Annotated in this window: 14 protein-coding genes; 5 read left to right on the top strand and 9 right to left on the bottom strand. The window is 62.5% G+C overall.

All coding sequences use genetic code 11. The annotated features are described in order from the left end of the window. Nucleotides 1–18 precede the first annotated feature (18 nt). Together FJ970_RS27085 and FJ970_RS27080 are read right to left on the bottom strand one after the other, a co-directional pair. Entirely contained in the window at nt 19–396 is a 378-nt protein-coding gene (locus FJ970_RS27085; RefSeq protein ID WP_023771056.1) for a hypothetical protein, read from the bottom strand. Nucleotides 397–407: 11 nt separating this feature from the next. Then, entirely contained in the window at nt 408–695 is a 288-nt protein-coding gene (locus FJ970_RS27080; RefSeq protein ID WP_140757636.1) for a hypothetical protein, read from the bottom strand. 287 nt (nt 696–982) lie between these two features. On the opposite strand from FJ970_RS27080, the gene FJ970_RS27075 reads away from it, so the two are divergent. From FJ970_RS27075 to FJ970_RS27060, 4 genes are read left to right on the top strand one after another with little or no spacing between them, the layout of a single operon-like run. Beyond that, on the top strand, nt 983–2116 hold the full coding sequence (locus FJ970_RS27075) for an aminomethyltransferase family protein (RefSeq protein ID WP_140757635.1): 1134 nt from the start codon (nt 983–985) through the stop codon (nt 2114–2116). A 41-nt stretch (nt 2117–2157) separates the two neighbouring features. Next, entirely contained in the window at nt 2158–2754 is a 597-nt protein-coding gene (locus FJ970_RS27070) for a dimethylamine monooxygenase subunit DmmA family protein (RefSeq protein WP_140757634.1), read from the top strand. Next, nucleotides 2751–3716: a PDR/VanB family oxidoreductase gene (locus FJ970_RS27065; protein WP_140757633.1), complete on the top strand. Its 966-nt coding sequence runs from the start codon at nt 2751–2753 to the stop codon at nt 3714–3716. The genes FJ970_RS27070 and FJ970_RS27065 overlap by 4 nt, the downstream gene beginning before the upstream one ends. Before the next feature lie 9 nt (nt 3717–3725). After that, nucleotides 3726–4766 (top strand): heme-dependent oxidative N-demethylase family protein, encoded by a 1041-nt coding sequence (locus FJ970_RS27060; RefSeq protein ID WP_140757632.1) that lies wholly within the window; start codon nt 3726–3728, stop codon nt 4764–4766. 156 nt (nt 4767–4922) lie between these two features. Here FJ970_RS27060 and FJ970_RS27055 read toward each other — a convergent pair whose 3' ends face one another. Further along, entirely contained in the window at nt 4923–5639 is a 717-nt protein-coding gene (locus tag FJ970_RS27055; protein ID WP_140507935.1) for a helix-turn-helix domain-containing protein, read from the bottom strand. A 260-nt stretch (nt 5640–5899) separates the two neighbouring features. On the opposite strand from FJ970_RS27055, the gene FJ970_RS27050 reads away from it, so the two are divergent. Continuing rightward, on the top strand, nt 5900–7258 hold the full coding sequence (locus tag FJ970_RS27050; protein ID WP_140757631.1) for an NAD(P)-binding domain-containing protein: 1359 nt from the start codon (nt 5900–5902) through the stop codon (nt 7256–7258). A 19-nt stretch (nt 7259–7277) separates the two neighbouring features. On the opposite strand, the gene FJ970_RS27045 is transcribed toward FJ970_RS27050, so the two are convergent. The 6 genes from FJ970_RS27045 to FJ970_RS27020 form a co-directional block, all read right to left on the bottom strand. After that, on the bottom strand, nt 7278–9260 hold the full coding sequence (locus FJ970_RS27045; RefSeq protein WP_140757630.1) for an ABC transporter permease: 1983 nt from the start codon (nt 9258–9260) through the stop codon (nt 7278–7280). Beyond that, nucleotides 9257–10330 carry a quaternary amine ABC transporter ATP-binding protein gene (locus tag FJ970_RS27040; protein WP_140757629.1) on the bottom strand — a complete coding sequence of 358 codons (1074 nt, stop codon included), beginning with the start codon at nt 10328–10330 and terminating at the stop codon, nt 9257–9259. The genes FJ970_RS27045 and FJ970_RS27040 overlap by 4 nt, the downstream gene beginning before the upstream one ends. Before the next feature lie 76 nt (nt 10331–10406). Continuing rightward, nucleotides 10407–11381 (bottom strand): ABC transporter substrate-binding protein, encoded by a 975-nt coding sequence (locus tag FJ970_RS27035; RefSeq protein ID WP_140757628.1) that lies wholly within the window; start codon nt 11379–11381, stop codon nt 10407–10409. 466 nt (nt 11382–11847) lie between these two features. Beyond that, nucleotides 11848–12612, bottom strand: coding sequence for an SDR family oxidoreductase (locus FJ970_RS27030; RefSeq protein WP_140757805.1), 765 nt, complete (start codon nt 12610–12612; stop codon nt 11848–11850). A gap of 269 nt (nt 12613–12881) precedes the next feature. After that, the gene (locus FJ970_RS27025; RefSeq protein ID WP_140757627.1) at nt 12882–13988 is read right to left on the bottom strand and encodes a mandelate racemase/muconate lactonizing enzyme family protein; all 1107 of its coding nucleotides are present in this window, start codon (nt 13986–13988) and stop codon (nt 12882–12884) included. A gap of 26 nt (nt 13989–14014) precedes the next feature. Further along, nucleotides 14015–14704, bottom strand: a complete 690-nt coding sequence (locus FJ970_RS27020) for a GntR family transcriptional regulator (protein ID WP_140757626.1) — start codon at nt 14702–14704, stop codon at nt 14015–14017. Between the last annotated feature and the right edge of the window lie 162 nt (nt 14705–14866).

Genomic DNA, 14866 nt, shown 5'->3' with positions numbered 1-14866 from the left:
ATTCTTCGTCGCCAGACTTTATTTGTCGTCGAACTTTTCGTTGATGACATCGCGATATTCGCGGTCGGATGCCCGGAACAGGAACACGAAATAACCGATCAGCACGGCCGCCATGATGATCAGCGTCGGCCAGTCGATGATGTAGTGAAACCGGTTCTGGATGACGTCGTGCGCGGTCTCCGGCGTATAGCCGAGCTTTTCCCAGATCGACGCCATGGTCGGATTCTGCCCGAGCGCTTCCCAGGTCTTGGCATCGAGCGCGTCGATGGATTTCGCGGCACCGGCAAGACCAAGCTTCAGCGGTAGCCACAGCGCCACGAAAATGGCGACCACGACAACGGCGATGTCGAAGACTTGCCCGGCCTTGCTCTGTTCCGGCGGCGTATAGCGGGACATTGTTTCTCCCCTCAGGACTTGCGGTTGCGGGACGCGTCGGCGTTCTTGATGTCGAGCCCGTAGATGAACTCCTTGTCTTCCTTGTAGTGTTTGACCATCGCCAGGATGGCTGCCGTGTTGAAGATGAGCACCGCGGCGGCGGCCATGGCGACGACGGCCTTGATGCCGCCCTGCGGAATGTATGGCCATGTCATGAAGAGGACGAAGAGGATCGTCGCCCACAGGCAGACGATCAGGAGCGCGGATCCGCGCAAATCGGAGCGATACAGCGCCTCGATGCGCTGATGCAGGTCTGACATCGGTTTTCCCCTTCTTCGCCGGCGCCCGGTTCCGAATCCACCGCCCGCCGCTCTCTTTCAAGAGAGTGAAATTTGTTTCATAAACTCCGCCCGAATCCCGGACTTGTCAAGACGAATTTACGTGGCGTTAACCGCTCGTTTCGAGTGAACAATTTTGCCTGACAATGAAATTATTTGCTTCAAGGGGATTGCAGGCTTCCCGCGTTTGCGGTCAATATTCAATCCAAAGCTCCGGCCTTGGGCAAAGGAGCAGGGAACATCAGGATTTTCGAACGGAGGACGAGCGGATGACGGCATCCTGGAGATTTTCAACCCTGGCGGACCGCCATCGCGCTCTGGGGTCGAAACTCGAAGACTGGAGCGGCATGGGCACCGCCTGGACCTACGACAAGGATGCCGATGAGGAATATACCGCCATCCGCACCAAGGCCGGGCTTATGGATGTTTCCGGCTTGAAGAAGGTGCACATCACAGGGCCGCACGCCTCGCATCTCATCGACCTCGCCACAACGCGCGACGTCGAAAAAATCTATCCCGGCAAGTCGGCCTATGCCTGCATGCTGAACGAAGCAGGAAAATTCACCGACGACTGCATCCTCTACCGCACGGGACCAAATTCCTGGATGGTGGTGCACGGCTCGGGCACCGGCCACGAGGAATTGCAGCGAGCGGCGATGGGCCGGGACGTGTCGCTGCGCTTCGACGACAATCTGCACGATTTGTCGCTGCAGGGGCCGACTGCGGTCGACTATCTGGCCAAGCACGTGCCCGGCATTCGCGACCTCAACTATTTCCACCACATGCAGACGCAACTGTTCGGTTTTCCGGTGATGATCTCGCGCACCGGCTATACCGGCGAGCGCGGCTACGAGATCTTCTGCCGCGGCCAGGATGCCGGCACGATCTGGGACAGGATCCTCGACGAGGGCAAGAGCGCCGGCATCATTCCGTGCCGCTTTACCACCCTCGATATGCTGCGCGTCGAGAGCTACCTCTTGTTCTATCCCTATGACAATTCGCAGAAATACCCGTTCGAGAATGAAGGTCCCGGCGACACGCTATGGGAACTCGGCCTCGACTTCACCGTCAGCCCCGGCAAGACCGGTTTCCGCGGCGCCGAAGAGCACTATCGCCTGAAAGGCAAGGAGCGCTTCAAGATCTACGGCGTCCTGCTCGACGGCAAGGAGCCGGCCGACGAGGGCGCTCCGGTCTATCGCGACGGCAGACAAGTCGGCGTTGTCACCTGCGCCATGTATTCGCCGCTGGTCGAGAAATCGATGGGCATCGCCCGGCTCGACGTCGACTGCGCGGTCAAGGACACCAAGCTCGAAATCCGCAACAAGAGCGGGTCGATCAAGGCGACGGCGCAGCCCTTGCCGTTCGACGATCCCAAGAAGACCAAGCGCACGACGAAAGGCTGAGGCATAATCGACAGCGAGGGGTTTCGAGGCACAAAGACAGAATGGCAGCCAAGACCATCATCAGCCGGCCTATTTACGGGACCCTGTCTCCGCAACCCGGCAAGCATCATCTTTTCGTGGCGGATGCGGAAGGCGCGCTCGCGATAACGGACATGGCCGCGGAGGCTCCGGCCGGGTTCTTCGACGGCGCCGAAATCGTCTTCATTGCCGGTCCTGACGGCAAATATGGTGCCGCTCTCGAAGCGTTGAAGCCGGCGCAACTGCACATCGCGCCGTCCTTCGCCAGTCTGCTGCCGCGTCTGAAGCAGACGCTGGCCAACGCGCATATGGGTCTGCGCCTCTATCTCGCCGGCACCGAAGGGCTGATCGGCCAGGCCATGCAGGTGGCGCTCGAAGCCGGCATCGACCACACCTCCATGCAGACCGAGCATCGCGGCTCGCTGGCGCGGCGCATGCAGTGCGTGCACTGCAAGGGCATCACCGAGAACGTGACGACGCAGCCGGCGACCTGCTCGCATTGTGGCCTGCTTCTCCTGGTACGCGATCACTACTCCCGGCGCCTCGCCGCCTTCCAGGGCGTCTGCATCAATGCCGAAGACCGCAGTGAAATTCCTCCGATGGAGGAGATCTTCCGATGAGCACCGGAACCACCAAGCTCGACGTCGTCGTCAGCGATGTCGTCCCGGTCAACGAACTGGTCACCCGGTTCCATTTTCGCCGGCGTGACGGCGAGCTGTTGCCGACCTTTTCCGGCGGCGCCCATGTCGTGGTCGAGATGCGCGATGGCGAGCGCACCAGGCTCAATCCCTATTCGCTGATGGGCTCGCCGCTCGACACGCGCGAATACACGATCTCGGTGCGGCGCGACGATGTCGGCCGTGGCGGCTCGCTGTTCATGCACAACCAGGTCCGGCCGGGGCTGGAGATGGTGGTGAGCTATCCCGTCAATCTGTTCTCACTCGACCTGCGCGCCAAAAAGCACCTGATGCTCGCCGGCGGCATCGGCATCACGCCCTTCATGGCGCAGACCGCGCAACTGGCAGGCGAAGGCGGCAATTTCGAACTGCATTACACCTGCCGCACCGCTTCGCTCGGCACCTATGCCGATGTGCTGAGCGAACGCTACGGCCGTCGCGTCCGGCTCTATCATGACGACCGCGAGGAGCGTATCGAGCTCGACCGCCTGCTGTCCTCGCAGCCGCTGGGCACTCATCTCTATGTCTGCGGCCCCGCCGGCATGATCAACTGGGTGCGCGACCGTGCCGCCGCGCTCGGCTGGCCGCCGGAGACCGTGCATTTCGAGCATTTCGCGGCGCCGCAGCCCGGTTTGCCATTCGACGTGACGCTTGCCGTCAGCGGCAAGATCATCCGCGTCGGCGAGCAGCAGAGCCTGCTCGAAGCCATCGAGGCGGCCGGCGTCGATCCGCCTTATCTCTGTCGTGGCGGCGTCTGCGGCCAGTGCGAGACCAACGTCATCTCTTGTGACGGCAAGTTCATCCACAACGACCATTGGCTGAGCGAGGAAGACCACCGTTCCGGCAGGAAGATCATGCCGTGCGTCTCGCGCTTCGAGGGCAAATCGTTGGTCTTGGAAAGATAGGAGGCGAGCTTGGGCATCACCTTTCGCAAGGAAACGTTCCGCGACGACTTCACCTTCAGGAACAGCCCTGAGCACATCAGGCGGTTCCCGTTTCCGTTCCACGAAGACAGCTACATGTATGCGGTCAACATAGAGCCGCATGTCGTCGGCCCGAAAGGCTCGGTGCTGGAGAACCTGATCGACGTCGACGAGCACTATGTCGCCGAGATGCAGGACCGCGCGATGGTGCTGGCTGAGGATCCGCTGCGCTGCCAGTCGCTGCCGCACATGACGCTCGCCGGCTGGGACCTGCTCGAACTTTTGATGGAGCAGCAGGCGCTGGGCTATCCCGAGCATTTCACGCTGACGCGGGACGGCGATCGCTGGCGCTGGATCAACCGGCCGCTCGGCATCGACGACACCTTCACCTTCGGTGACACCTCGACTTTGCCTTACGGGCCGATGGAATACATTACCCGCCAGAGCCAGGGCGATTTCTGCATCCTCGACCAGCGCGACGGCAATCTGTGGATGGATGCCGGCATGGTCACCACCCAGGCCGACTGGTCGCTCGATTTCGACATCGGCATGAATTTCTTCGAGTGGCACGCGCCGGTGCCGCTGGCGCACGAGAAGGGGATTTTCGTCAGGGCGCTGAAATTCCTCACCAATATCCAGCAGGGCAAACCGGCGCGGCGGCTGAACTGGACGATGACCATCAATCCGCGCCTCGACACCAGCCCCGAAAATTATCACAAGTGGGGACCGGATCGTACGACCGTGACGCCCGAAAACGTCGGCGACAAGGTGCATCTGCGGGTCGAGTTGCAAAGCTTCTGGCGGCTGCCGCGTTCCAACGGCATCGTCTTCCCGATCCGCTGTTACCTGATCAAGATGGACGAGCTGGTGACGCAGCCGAAATGGGCACGGCGCCTGCACCGCGTGATCCGCGACCTGCCCGAGGAACTCGCCAATTATAAGGGGCTCACGCGTTACCGGCCGACGCTGGTGGAATGGCTGTCGAAGCTGGATGACGGCAGCCCGACATCAGCGGGATTTGGGCCGGATTGAAAGCAAGGCCCCCTCATCCGGCCCTTCGGGCCACCTTCTCCCCGAGGGGAGAAGAGACTTGGCGCCGGCGCACTCCTCTCCCCTAGGTCGGATTGCCCCGAATTGCTCTTCGCAATTCGGTTGGCAATCCGGGTGAGGGAGGCTGCGGCGGCCCGCCTAACCCGCACTGTTCTGCGGATAACAAATAATCGACAAATAGCGCATCGGCAGTTTCGTCAGTTGCTCCGGCCCATGCGGCGCGTCGGCGTCGAAGAACAGGCTGTCGCCGGGCTTCATCGGGTAGAGATTGCTGCCGTGCCGGTAAACGACCTCGCCCTCGAGCATGTAGAGGAACTCCATGCCCTCGTGCTGGAAGGTCGGGAACACGTCCGAATCCTCGGTCAGCGTGATCAGATAGGGTTCGACGACGACGCCGCTGGTGTTGGAACCGATATGGCCGAGCAGGTTGTACTGGTGGCCGGCGCGCGTGCCGCGGCGCTCGACATCGAGGCCTTGGCCGGCCTTGACAAAGACAGCACTTCGCTCCTCCTCGAAGCGGCGAAAGAAGGCGGTGACGGGAACGCCCAGCGCCCGCGACAGTGCCTGCAAGGTGGTGAGCGACGGCGAGGTGATGCCGTTCTCGATCTTCGACAGCATGCCCAGCGAAATGTCGGTGGCGACCGCGAGATCCGCGACGGTGATGCCGAGCTTCTTGCGGAAGGCCCGCACCTCGCGGCCGATCGCGACCTCCAGCACTTTTTCGCGGGTGTCGCGAATGGCGTGCGGGTTTTGTGTCAGCGGCGCGCGGATGGTCCTGCCGTCCGCCGACACCTTCGGCGACGGTTTTGCCTTTGCGCTCGCGGGAGCCTTGGTATCCGAAATTGCCTTTGCCATGTCGCCCCCCAATCGTCAGGATTTATTTCACTCAAGGTGAACATGTCAGGTGCCGATACGGAGCGCAACCGCAACGGCAAGCCATCTTATGTCGCACGCGGCAGTGCGGCCATCGCGGCCGCCGTGGGTTTTTCGCCAGGAATCCGCTGCGCGTAAACGCCGTTCCCGCAGATGTCTGTTGACAGCACCAAGCGGCCAATTACTGTCACTGCCAGTGAAATTTGTTTCGCTGGGGAAATCAAAAAAATGGAGGCCCGGAAATGAAAACTCGCGTTGCCGTCATCGGAGCCGGACCGTCCGGTCTGGCCCAGCTCAGGGCCTTCAAATCGGCGGCCGACAAGGGCGCCGACATTCCCGAGATCGTCTGCTTTGAAAAGCAGTCCGATTGGGGTGGCCTGTGGAACTACACCTGGCGCACCGGCCTCGACGAGCACGGTGATCCCGTGCACGGCTCGATGTACCGCTATCTCTGGTCGAACGGTCCGAAGGAGTGTCTCGAATTCGCCGACTACACCTTCGAGGAGCATTTCGGCCGTCCGATCGGCTCCTATCCGCCGCGCGCCGTGCTGTGGGATTACATCAAGGGCCGCGTCGAAAAATCGGGCTTGCGCAAATGGGTGCGCTTCAACAGCCCGGTGCGCATGGTCACCTTCTCCGACGAGACGAAGAAATTCACCGTCACCGCGCATGATCGCACCAACGACGTCACCTATTCGGAAGAGTTCGATAATGTCGTCGTCGCCTCAGGGCACTTCTCCGTGCCCAACGTGCCCTATTTCGAGGGCTTCTCGACGTTCAACGGCCGCATCCTGCACAGCCATGATTTCCGCGACGCCATGGAGTTCAAGGGCAAGGACATCCTGATCATCGGCCGCTCCTATTCGGCCGAGGACATCGGTTCGCAATGTTACAAATACGGTGCCAAATCGATCACCTCCAGCTATCGCTCGAAGCCGATGGGCTTCAAATGGCCCGAGAATTGGAAAGAGGTGCCGCTGCTGCAGAAGGTCGTCGGCAAGACCGCGCATTTCAAGGACGGCACGACCAAGGATGTCGACGCCATCATCCTGTGCACCGGCTACCTCCATTCCTTCCCCTTCCTCACCGACGATCTCAAGCTCAAGACCGCCAACCGCATGTGGCCGGACTCGCTCTACGAGGGCGTGGTCTGGGAGAAGAACCCGAAGCTTTCCTACATCGGCATGCAGGACCAGTTCTACACCTTCAACATGTTTGACGCGCAGGCCTGGTTCGCGCGCGACGTTATCATGGGCCGCATCAAGCTGCCCTCGGCCGAGGCGATGGCGGCGCACGGCGCGAAATGGCGCGCCCGCGAGGAAACGCTTGAGGACGCCGAGCAGATGATCTGGTTCCAGGGCGACTACACCAAGGAATTGATGGACCAGACCGATTATCCCGGCTTCGACGTCGAGGCGGTCAACCAGACCTTCATGGAGTGGGAGCATCACAAGGCGGATGACATTATGAGCTTCCGCGACCACGCCTACCGCTCGCTGATGACCGGCACCATGGCGCCGCTGCACCACACGCCCTGGCTACAGGCGCTGGACGACTCCATGGAGAGTTATCTCGAGGTGAAGGGCGTCGCGGCGGAGTAGCCGCGGCGCATCTTGCTGACTATCCCAGCCTTGCCCGGGCCTTCGCCGTCCACGCATTGAACAGCCGGTCGGCGACGATGCCGATGAAAGCGATGGCCAGGCCCGCGACGATGCCGCGGCCGGAATCGGCCTTCGATAATGCGATGAACACTTCCTGGCCGAGATCGCGCGTGCCGACCATGGCGCAGATGATGATCATCGCCAGCGCCATCAGGATGGTCTGGTTCACGCCCAGCATGATCTCCGGCAGCGCCAGCGGCAGCTGCACCCGAAAGAAGGTCTGGCGCGGCGTGCAGCCCGAAACCTTCGCCGCCTCGATCAGCGCCGGCGGCACCTGCCGGATGCCGTGATTGGTGTAGCGGATTGCCGGCACCACGGCGAAGGCGACCGTGGCGATCATCGCGGTGACGTCGCCGACACGGAACAGCATCACCACCGGAATGATGAAGCAGAAGGATGGCAGCACCTGCAACGTGTCGATGATGGGCGTGACGATCTTTTCGAAACGGTCGCTGCGCGCCTGCGCAAGCCCGATCGGAATGCCGACCAGGCAAGCGATGAAGGCCGAGATGCCGCAGAGATAGACCGTCGCCATGGTCTTCTCCCAAAGGCCTGTGATGGCGCAGAAGGCGGTGAGTGCCGCGACAAGTGCGGCCAGCCGCAAACCTGACAGCTGGTAGCCGGCAAGGCCGAGCAGGAACACCGCGCCCAGCCACGGAAATCCCTCGCAAAAGGCGCGCAGCGGATTGAGTACATTGAGGATCAGCGCTACCCGAAACGCTTCGATGACGTCGAAGAAGTTGATCGTCACCCAGTTCACAGCCGCTTTCCACAATGGCGCGGTGGTGAAGGTGATCGTCTTCGGCACGGCCGCGAAGGCCGGCACGAACAGGCCGAGCAGCGTAGTGACGACAAGGATGGCGATGGCCAGCGTCAGATTGGGGTAGCGCCGCGAGAAACCCGGGCTCGCGGACGACCGGTGGACATTGCCTGCTGCCTGCTTGTGGGCGATGGCCTGGCTCAGCCGGTCGAGCGCGATGGCGAGCGCGACGATGGCAAGACCGGCCTCCATCGCCTCGCCAACCTTCAGCGCGCGCAGGGCGAGCAGCACGTCGTAGCCAAGCCCGCCGGCGCCGATCATCGAGGCGATGATCACCATGTTCAGCGCCAGCATGATCACCTGGTTGACGCCGACCATCAGTGTCGGCCGCGCCGACGGCAGCAGCACGCGCCACAATTTCTGCCGCGCCGTGCAGCCGGCCATTTCGCTGAAATCATCGATCTCGGACGGCACCCGCGATAGCCCGAGCATGGTTGCCCGCACCATCGGCGGCGTGGCGAAGATGGCGGTGGCGATCATCGCCGAAACGGGGCTGTTGCCGAACAGCAGCAGCATCGGGATGAGATAGGCGAAGGTCGGGATCGTCTGCATCAGGTCGAGGGCAGGGGAGACGATGAACCGCTCCGCCCACGGCTTGCGCCACGCCCAGATGCCGAGGAATAGCCCGGTGACGATGCAGAACGGCACGGCGATCGAGATCAGCGCCAGCGTCAGCATGGCGCTGGTCCATTGGCCGAATAGCGCGATGTAGAGAAAGCAGCCGCCAACCAGCATGCCGAGTTTTCTGCCACCGGCCGCATAGCCGGCAAGGAACGCCGCCGCGCAGACGCCAACCCAGGACAAGCGCGGCAACACGAAAGCGTCGGCGCCATGGCCGAACTTGAAATTCTTGGCCAAGAGATCGAGCGCGAAGTCGAGCGACACGCCGAGCACCGCGGTGACCGAGCGGGTCAGCCAGGACAGGTTCGACTTGATCCAGCCCATCAGCGCGCTGACCCAGTCGGCGACGGGAACGACCGCCTCGACCGGATAGTTGACGGCCCATGGCAGTTTGTCCTGCAGCAGGAACACCACCAGCACGGCGGCAAGCGCGAGCACCCAGATCACCAGCCACCGCTGAATCGGCGGCCTTGCCTGGCTGGCGCTTGCCGTTACCGTCATGCGCCGGCTCGCTCGATGCCGGCCAGCAGATCGATCACCGCTTGCGGCGTCACTTCGCCGATCGGCTTGCCGGTGCCGTTGATCACCGCGAAAGGCTTGCCTGCGGCGACGATGCTGGCCGAGAAACTCGCTATCTTGGCCTCCGGCGCCACCGTGCCGCCATGCTCGGCGCCGTCGCAGGCACGCATCAGGCTGCGCGCCGAAATCACCTTGGCGCGGTCGACGTCGCGGGTGAACTCGGCGACATAGTCGGTCGCCGGATTGACCACGAGTTCCTCCGGCGTGCCGATCTGGATGACTTCCCCGTCCTTCATGATGGCGATGCGGTCGGCGAGCCTTATAGCCTCGTCGAAATCGTGGGTGATGAAGACGATGGTCTTGTGCAGCATGGTCTGCAGCCGCATCAGCTCGTCCTGCATTTCGCGGCGGATCAATGGGTCCAGCGCCGAGAAGGGCTCGTCGAGAAACCAGATCTCGGGTTTCGTCGCCAGGCTGCGGGCGATACCGACACGCTGCTGCTGGCCGCCGGACAATTCGCGCGGATAGAAATGCTCGCGCCCGCGCAGGCCGACGAGTTCGATGACTTCGCGGGCGCGCGCCTCGCGTGTCGAACGATCCTGTCCCTGGATGCTGAGCGGGAAGGCGATGTTGTCGAGCACGTTGAGATGCGGCAGCAGGGCAAAGTTCTGGAACACCATGCCCATGCGGTGGCGCCTGAGTTCTATCAGCGCGGCATCGGAAATCTTGAGCAGATCCTTGCCTTCGAACTCGACCTTGCCATGTGTCGGTTCGACCAGCCGCGACATGCAGCGCACCAGCGTCGACTTGCCGGACCCCGACAGACCCATGATGATGAAAATCTCGCCCTGCCGGATCTCCAGATCGACGGCGCGCACCGCGCCGACTAGCCCCGCCGCGGCTATGTCGGTCGTGCTGGCCTTGCCGTTACGCTCGCGGATGAAGTTGGCGGCGTTCGCCCCAAACAGTTTCCAGACATTATGGCAGGCAAGTTTTATCGGGCGGGGATCCTTTCCCGTCGCGTTTGATGCCTGTTCAATAGCTTCCGTCATTCAGTCGTCCTTCTGGAACACTAGGAATTGAGACCTAGCTAGTACCAGCCAGGTCTCCCTTTTCCAGTCGGAGCGATCACTGCGCCCAGGCTTTCCAGTCGGCCTCGTGGGCGGCGATCCAGGCGGCGGCGACGTCTTCCGGCGTCTTGCCGTCGAGGTCGATCTCGCCGCTCATCTTGTTCAACTCATCGGTATCGACCGTGTAGGCCTTGGCCACCTTGTAGGCGACCGGCCATTTGTCCTTCATGCCGTTCCAGGAGTATTTCCAGATCTCGCCATGCGGCTTGCCGCAGTCGTATTTGGCGTCCGGGTTCACGCCCCATTTCCGGTCGTTGTAGCATTCGGGAGTATATTCCGGGAATTGCACCCATTCGCCCTTGTATTTTGCGGGCGCCCAATGCGGCGAATAAATCCACAGCATGATCGGCGCCTTGCGCTGATAGGCGGAATCGAGTTCGGCGAACATCGCGGCATCGGTGCCGGCATGGATGACCGTGAAGGGCAGTTTCAGCGCCGCGACGCGTTCGTCGTCAAAACCTTCCCAGGTCACCGGGCCGCCGAGATAGCGCCCCTTCGGCGCCGTCTCGGCGGTCGAGAACGATGCCGCGCAGGTGGCGTCGAGCAGTGCATGCCAATCTGGCAAAGTCGGGCACTTTTCCTTCATATATTCGGGAAACCACCACTCTTCCTTTGCCTTCGGGCCGAGCTTGCCGAGCCGTTCGGTCTGGCCGGTGGCATCGGAGGCCTTCATGGCTTCGCCGGCCGTGGTGTCCCAGTACTCCAGGCCGACATCGAGGTCGCCATTGGTGAGGCCGGTGGTCAGGCTGGAGAGATAATCGGCGGTCGGGTATTCGACGGTGTAGCCGAGCTTTTCCAGGATGCCGCCGAGAATCTTGGCGTTGAGGTTGACGCTGGTCCAGTCGAACAGCGCGATTTTGATCGGGTCGTTGGATTCCGGTGCCGCTGCCTGCGCTGTTGGCGTCAGGACACTTGCCGCGGCAAATGCAAAAGCTCCCATTGAGAATTTCGAAATCACACTGCGAAGTGGCATTGCTTGGTTCTCCTTCAAGCTGTGACGGTTATCGGTCGTTCCCTTCTTGCGTCTTTTCTTGATTGTGTTGGAAAGGCTGGCTGTTGCGCAAGGCCGTTGTCGCCATGTCGCGGCCAAGGACGGCGCAGGCGTGATGATGCTCGATTTCGGTGATGACGGACGCTGCCGAGGCGGGCAGTCTCATGGCCGATCGATCGCCGCGATGGCGATCATCCGCGGATCAATTGCCAGTCCTGCGGCGCCCTGCAAGCTGCGAGCCATCAAGGTCCCATGATCCCAAGCATTCCGGCGGAATTGCTCTCGGCTATAGCCCCAGCAAGCCCCATCTCGCCAGCGCCGTTTCATAGGATGAAATTATATATACCAACGTTCATGCCGCGCAACGACTAACGCTATGTTCGCGGCGGAATTTCAGACTGCAAGCGAAGCCGGCCGACGCAGGCGGGACATGGCTGGCATGCCCTGTTTACCAGCAGACGTAGCCGCCATCGACGATCAGGTCGAGGCCGGTGACGAAGCTCGACGCGCGGCTGGCCAGGAACACTGTCGGCCCGACCATTTCCTCGGGCGCCGCCATGCGTCCCATCGGCGTGTCGCGTTTGAAGATCTTAACCTCTTCGGCCACCTCGGGGCGCTTGTTCATCGGCGTCAGCGTGTAGCCCGGGCTGACGACATTGACGCGCAGCCCGCGATCGGCCCACTCCATGGCGAGGCTCTTCGACATATGGATGACGGCGGCCTTCGAGGAATTGTAGTGCGCCTGCGTCAACCCGCGATTGACGATGGTGCCCGACATCGAGGCGATGTTGATGATCGAGCCCTTGCCCCGCGCCAGCATCTTGCGCGCTTCGGCCTGGCAGGACAGGAATACGCCCGCGACGTTGACCTCGTGCACTTTTCGCCACTTTTCCAGCGGCAGTGTCTCGGCTGGTTCCGAGCCGGCAATGCCGGCATTGTTGACGCCGACCGTCAACGCACCGAGTTCGGCTTCTACGCGATCGATGGCCGCCGCGAGATCGCTATCCGAGGTCACGGTGCCGGTCAGCACCAGCGCCCGGCGGCCGAGTGCCGTGATCCGGTGAGCGGTTTCGTCCAACCCGCCCTTCGACGTATAGCCGAAACAGGCGACATCGGCGCCTGCCTCGGCCAGCCCGATCGCGATTGCCTGGCCAATGCCGCTGCCGGCACCGGTGACCAGCGCGACATCGCCTTCCAGTTTGAAAAGATCCATTGGTAGCCCTCCCTTGTTGAGAGAGGTTATGCGCGTTGCCGTACTTTGATCAATCTCAGAAGTCGCAAGCCTTTGGGCGCCGGTCACCGGACCAGGCCTTGAGCGGGTGCGGTCATTGATCGACTGCACGCCGGTCCAGAAGGGCAGGCACATATGTTCGGCGCCGGCAATGTCGAAGGCGTCGCGGCCGACCAGCCGTTGGGCGAGAACATCATTGATGATGGCGGCGGCGGCCGGCGTCGGCGGCGTTGCCTTGGTGCTGCGGATCGTCAGCGGCCGATCTCGAAGAAGGGCTTGCCCAGCAGGCCGGGATCCACATCGATGCCGAGGCCCGGGCCGTCTGGAATGCCCATGCGGCTGCCGGTGACCGGCGGCGCATTCGACGCGGTGCGCACCGTGACCCATTCATGGAAGGCGATGGCGTGCAGCCGGCGCTCCTCTGGCGTCGACAGCGACAGATGCGCCATGGCTGATGTGTCGATCTCGGCGCCGCCGGTGTCTTCCACCGTGATCATGAAGCCGAGATCGACGGCGACGTCGCGGATCAGCCGCGTCTGCGTCACGCCGCCCAGCCGCGAGATCTTCAGCGTCAGCCCGTCGGCCGCGCCCCTGCGGTGGATTTCCAGCATCGCCTCAAGCGAGGTGACGGATTCGTCGAGCACCATCGGCTTGTCGAGCATGCGGCGCACCGACATGTTCTCGTCGATCGTCGTGCAGGGCTGCTCGAACGTATAGTCGATCGCCCGCGTCGCATCGGCGAACCGGCGCGCCTGGTACGGCGTCCAGCCGGCATTGGCGTCGCAGAAAATGACAGTGCCTTTCGGCACCGAGGCGGCGACCGCGGTGACGCGTTCGATATCGTCATTGACATTGCCGCCGACCTTGACCTGCAGCCGGTGAAAGCCGTCCTTGACGATGCGCCCGGCAAGTGCGGCCATTTGATCGACCGTGCCATGGGTGACGACCTTATAGAGTTCGGCCGTGTCGCTTTCCTTGCCGCCGAGCAGCGTCACCAGCGGCACGCCGGCCGCGCGGGCGGCGAGATCCCAGCACGCCATGTCCAGCGCGGACTTGATGTAGGGGTGGCCCTTGAACACGGTGTCCATCAGCCTGCCGATGCCGGCAAGTCCACGCGGGTCCTGGCCGATGAGATGCGGCGCGATTTCCGGCACGCCGGCACGCGTGCCGGCCGGGAACGCGGCCGAGTAGAAATTGCCGAGCGGCGCCATCTCGCCCCAACCGGTCACGCCGCTGTCCGAGGTGATGGCGACGATCACCGCGTCGAAGCAGTCGGCGACCCGCCCCTTGGACATGCGGTAGGGGCCGTCCACGAAGGGCTGCACGACGCGATAGGCTTTGATGGTTTCGATCTTCACTTTGCTGTCCGTTGTCCGCAGGGGTGTCAGTTCTTCGACGCGCGCTTTTCAAGGCTGCGCGCATAGGCGAGAAGCTCTTCGAAATCGAGGTCGATATGCTCGCGCGCATGGCGCTGGGCGGCGCGAATGTCCGAGCCCTTGAGCAGCGCCACATAGGTCTCGTGCAGGTCCTCTGCAGGCACCGGCTCGTTGCGGGCGCGCTGATGCAGGGCGAAATACATCTGCAGCCGGCTCGCCAGCCTTTGCCAGGTTTCCAGGAGCACCGAATTGTCGGCCCATTCATGGATCAGACCATGCAGTTGCAGCGCGGTTTCGATCTGCCTTGTGGTGTCGCGGTCGCGCGTCGCCTGCTTCACCGCCTCGTGGCGCCGGTCGAGTTCGTCGAAGAAACGCTGGTCGCGCTGCTTCCACATCCGCTCGATGGCGAACTCGTCCAGCACCTTGTTGAGCGAATAGGCGTCGTCGATGTCCTTGGCGGTGACATTGATGACGAAGGTGCCAGCATAGGGGACGCTCGTCAGGATGCCTTCCTGCGCCAGCTCGCGCATCGCTTCGCGCAGCGGCGCGCGGCTGACCCGCATCTGTTCGGAAATCCTGAGCTCGTTGAGCTTCTGGCCGGGCTCAAGCTGACCGGTCAGGATCGCGCGCCGCAGCAGTGCCACGATTTCGGCACGGCGTGTCGTGTCGGCAATCGGACCGAACTCCGTCTTCACCATCCGGCCCACTCCAGCGAGAACAGATGGCAAGACAATCAGATTGTCGACAATCTAACAAGAGGTCGTGGTCTGATTTCTCAGTTTCCGACGGCCGGCCGCGCAGACGTCGCCGCTCCGGGGCTTGCTCGTGAAAACGGCGCCCTCGGCCTGAGAAAAGGTCGA

This window comes from Mesorhizobium sp. B2-1-8 (assembly GCF_006442545.2).
Taxonomy (GTDB): Bacteria; Pseudomonadota; Alphaproteobacteria; order Rhizobiales; family Rhizobiaceae; genus Mesorhizobium.
The sequence above is the reverse complement of the archived record's forward strand: the minus strand, read 5'-3'. Positions and strand labels throughout refer to the sequence as shown.

What these genes read in the sequence shown, in the direction of transcription:
- FJ970_RS27070 (WP_140757634.1), top strand. Translation starts at nt 2,158, where the DNA reads ATGGCAGCCAAGACCATCATCAGCCGGCCTATTTACGGGACCCTGTCT.
- FJ970_RS27030 (WP_140757805.1), bottom strand. Translation starts at nt 12,612, where the DNA reads ATGGATCTTTTCAAACTGGAAGGCGATGTCGCGCTGGTCACCGGTGCC.
- FJ970_RS27040 (WP_140757629.1), bottom strand. Translation starts at nt 10,330, where the DNA reads ATGACGGAAGCTATTGAACAGGCATCAAACGCGACGGGAAAGGATCCC.
- FJ970_RS27050 (WP_140757631.1), top strand. Translation starts at nt 5,900, where the DNA reads ATGAAAACTCGCGTTGCCGTCATCGGAGCCGGACCGTCCGGTCTGGCC.
- FJ970_RS27065 (WP_140757633.1), top strand. Translation starts at nt 2,751, where the DNA reads ATGAGCACCGGAACCACCAAGCTCGACGTCGTCGTCAGCGATGTCGTC.
- FJ970_RS27080 (WP_140757636.1), bottom strand. Translation starts at nt 695, where the DNA reads ATGTCAGACCTGCATCAGCGCATCGAGGCGCTGTATCGCTCCGATTTG.
- FJ970_RS27020 (WP_140757626.1), bottom strand. Translation starts at nt 14,704, where the DNA reads ATGGTGAAGACGGAGTTCGGTCCGATTGCCGACACGACACGCCGTGCC.
- FJ970_RS27085 (WP_023771056.1), bottom strand. Translation starts at nt 396, where the DNA reads ATGTCCCGCTATACGCCGCCGGAACAGAGCAAGGCCGGGCAAGTCTTC.
- FJ970_RS27075 (WP_140757635.1), top strand. Translation starts at nt 983, where the DNA reads ATGACGGCATCCTGGAGATTTTCAACCCTGGCGGACCGCCATCGCGCT.
- FJ970_RS27035 (WP_140757628.1), bottom strand. Translation starts at nt 11,381, where the DNA reads ATGCCACTTCGCAGTGTGATTTCGAAATTCTCAATGGGAGCTTTTGCA.
- FJ970_RS27055 (WP_140507935.1), bottom strand. Translation starts at nt 5,639, where the DNA reads ATGGCAAAGGCAATTTCGGATACCAAGGCTCCCGCGAGCGCAAAGGCA.
- FJ970_RS27045 (WP_140757630.1), bottom strand. Translation starts at nt 9,260, where the DNA reads ATGACGGTAACGGCAAGCGCCAGCCAGGCAAGGCCGCCGATTCAGCGG.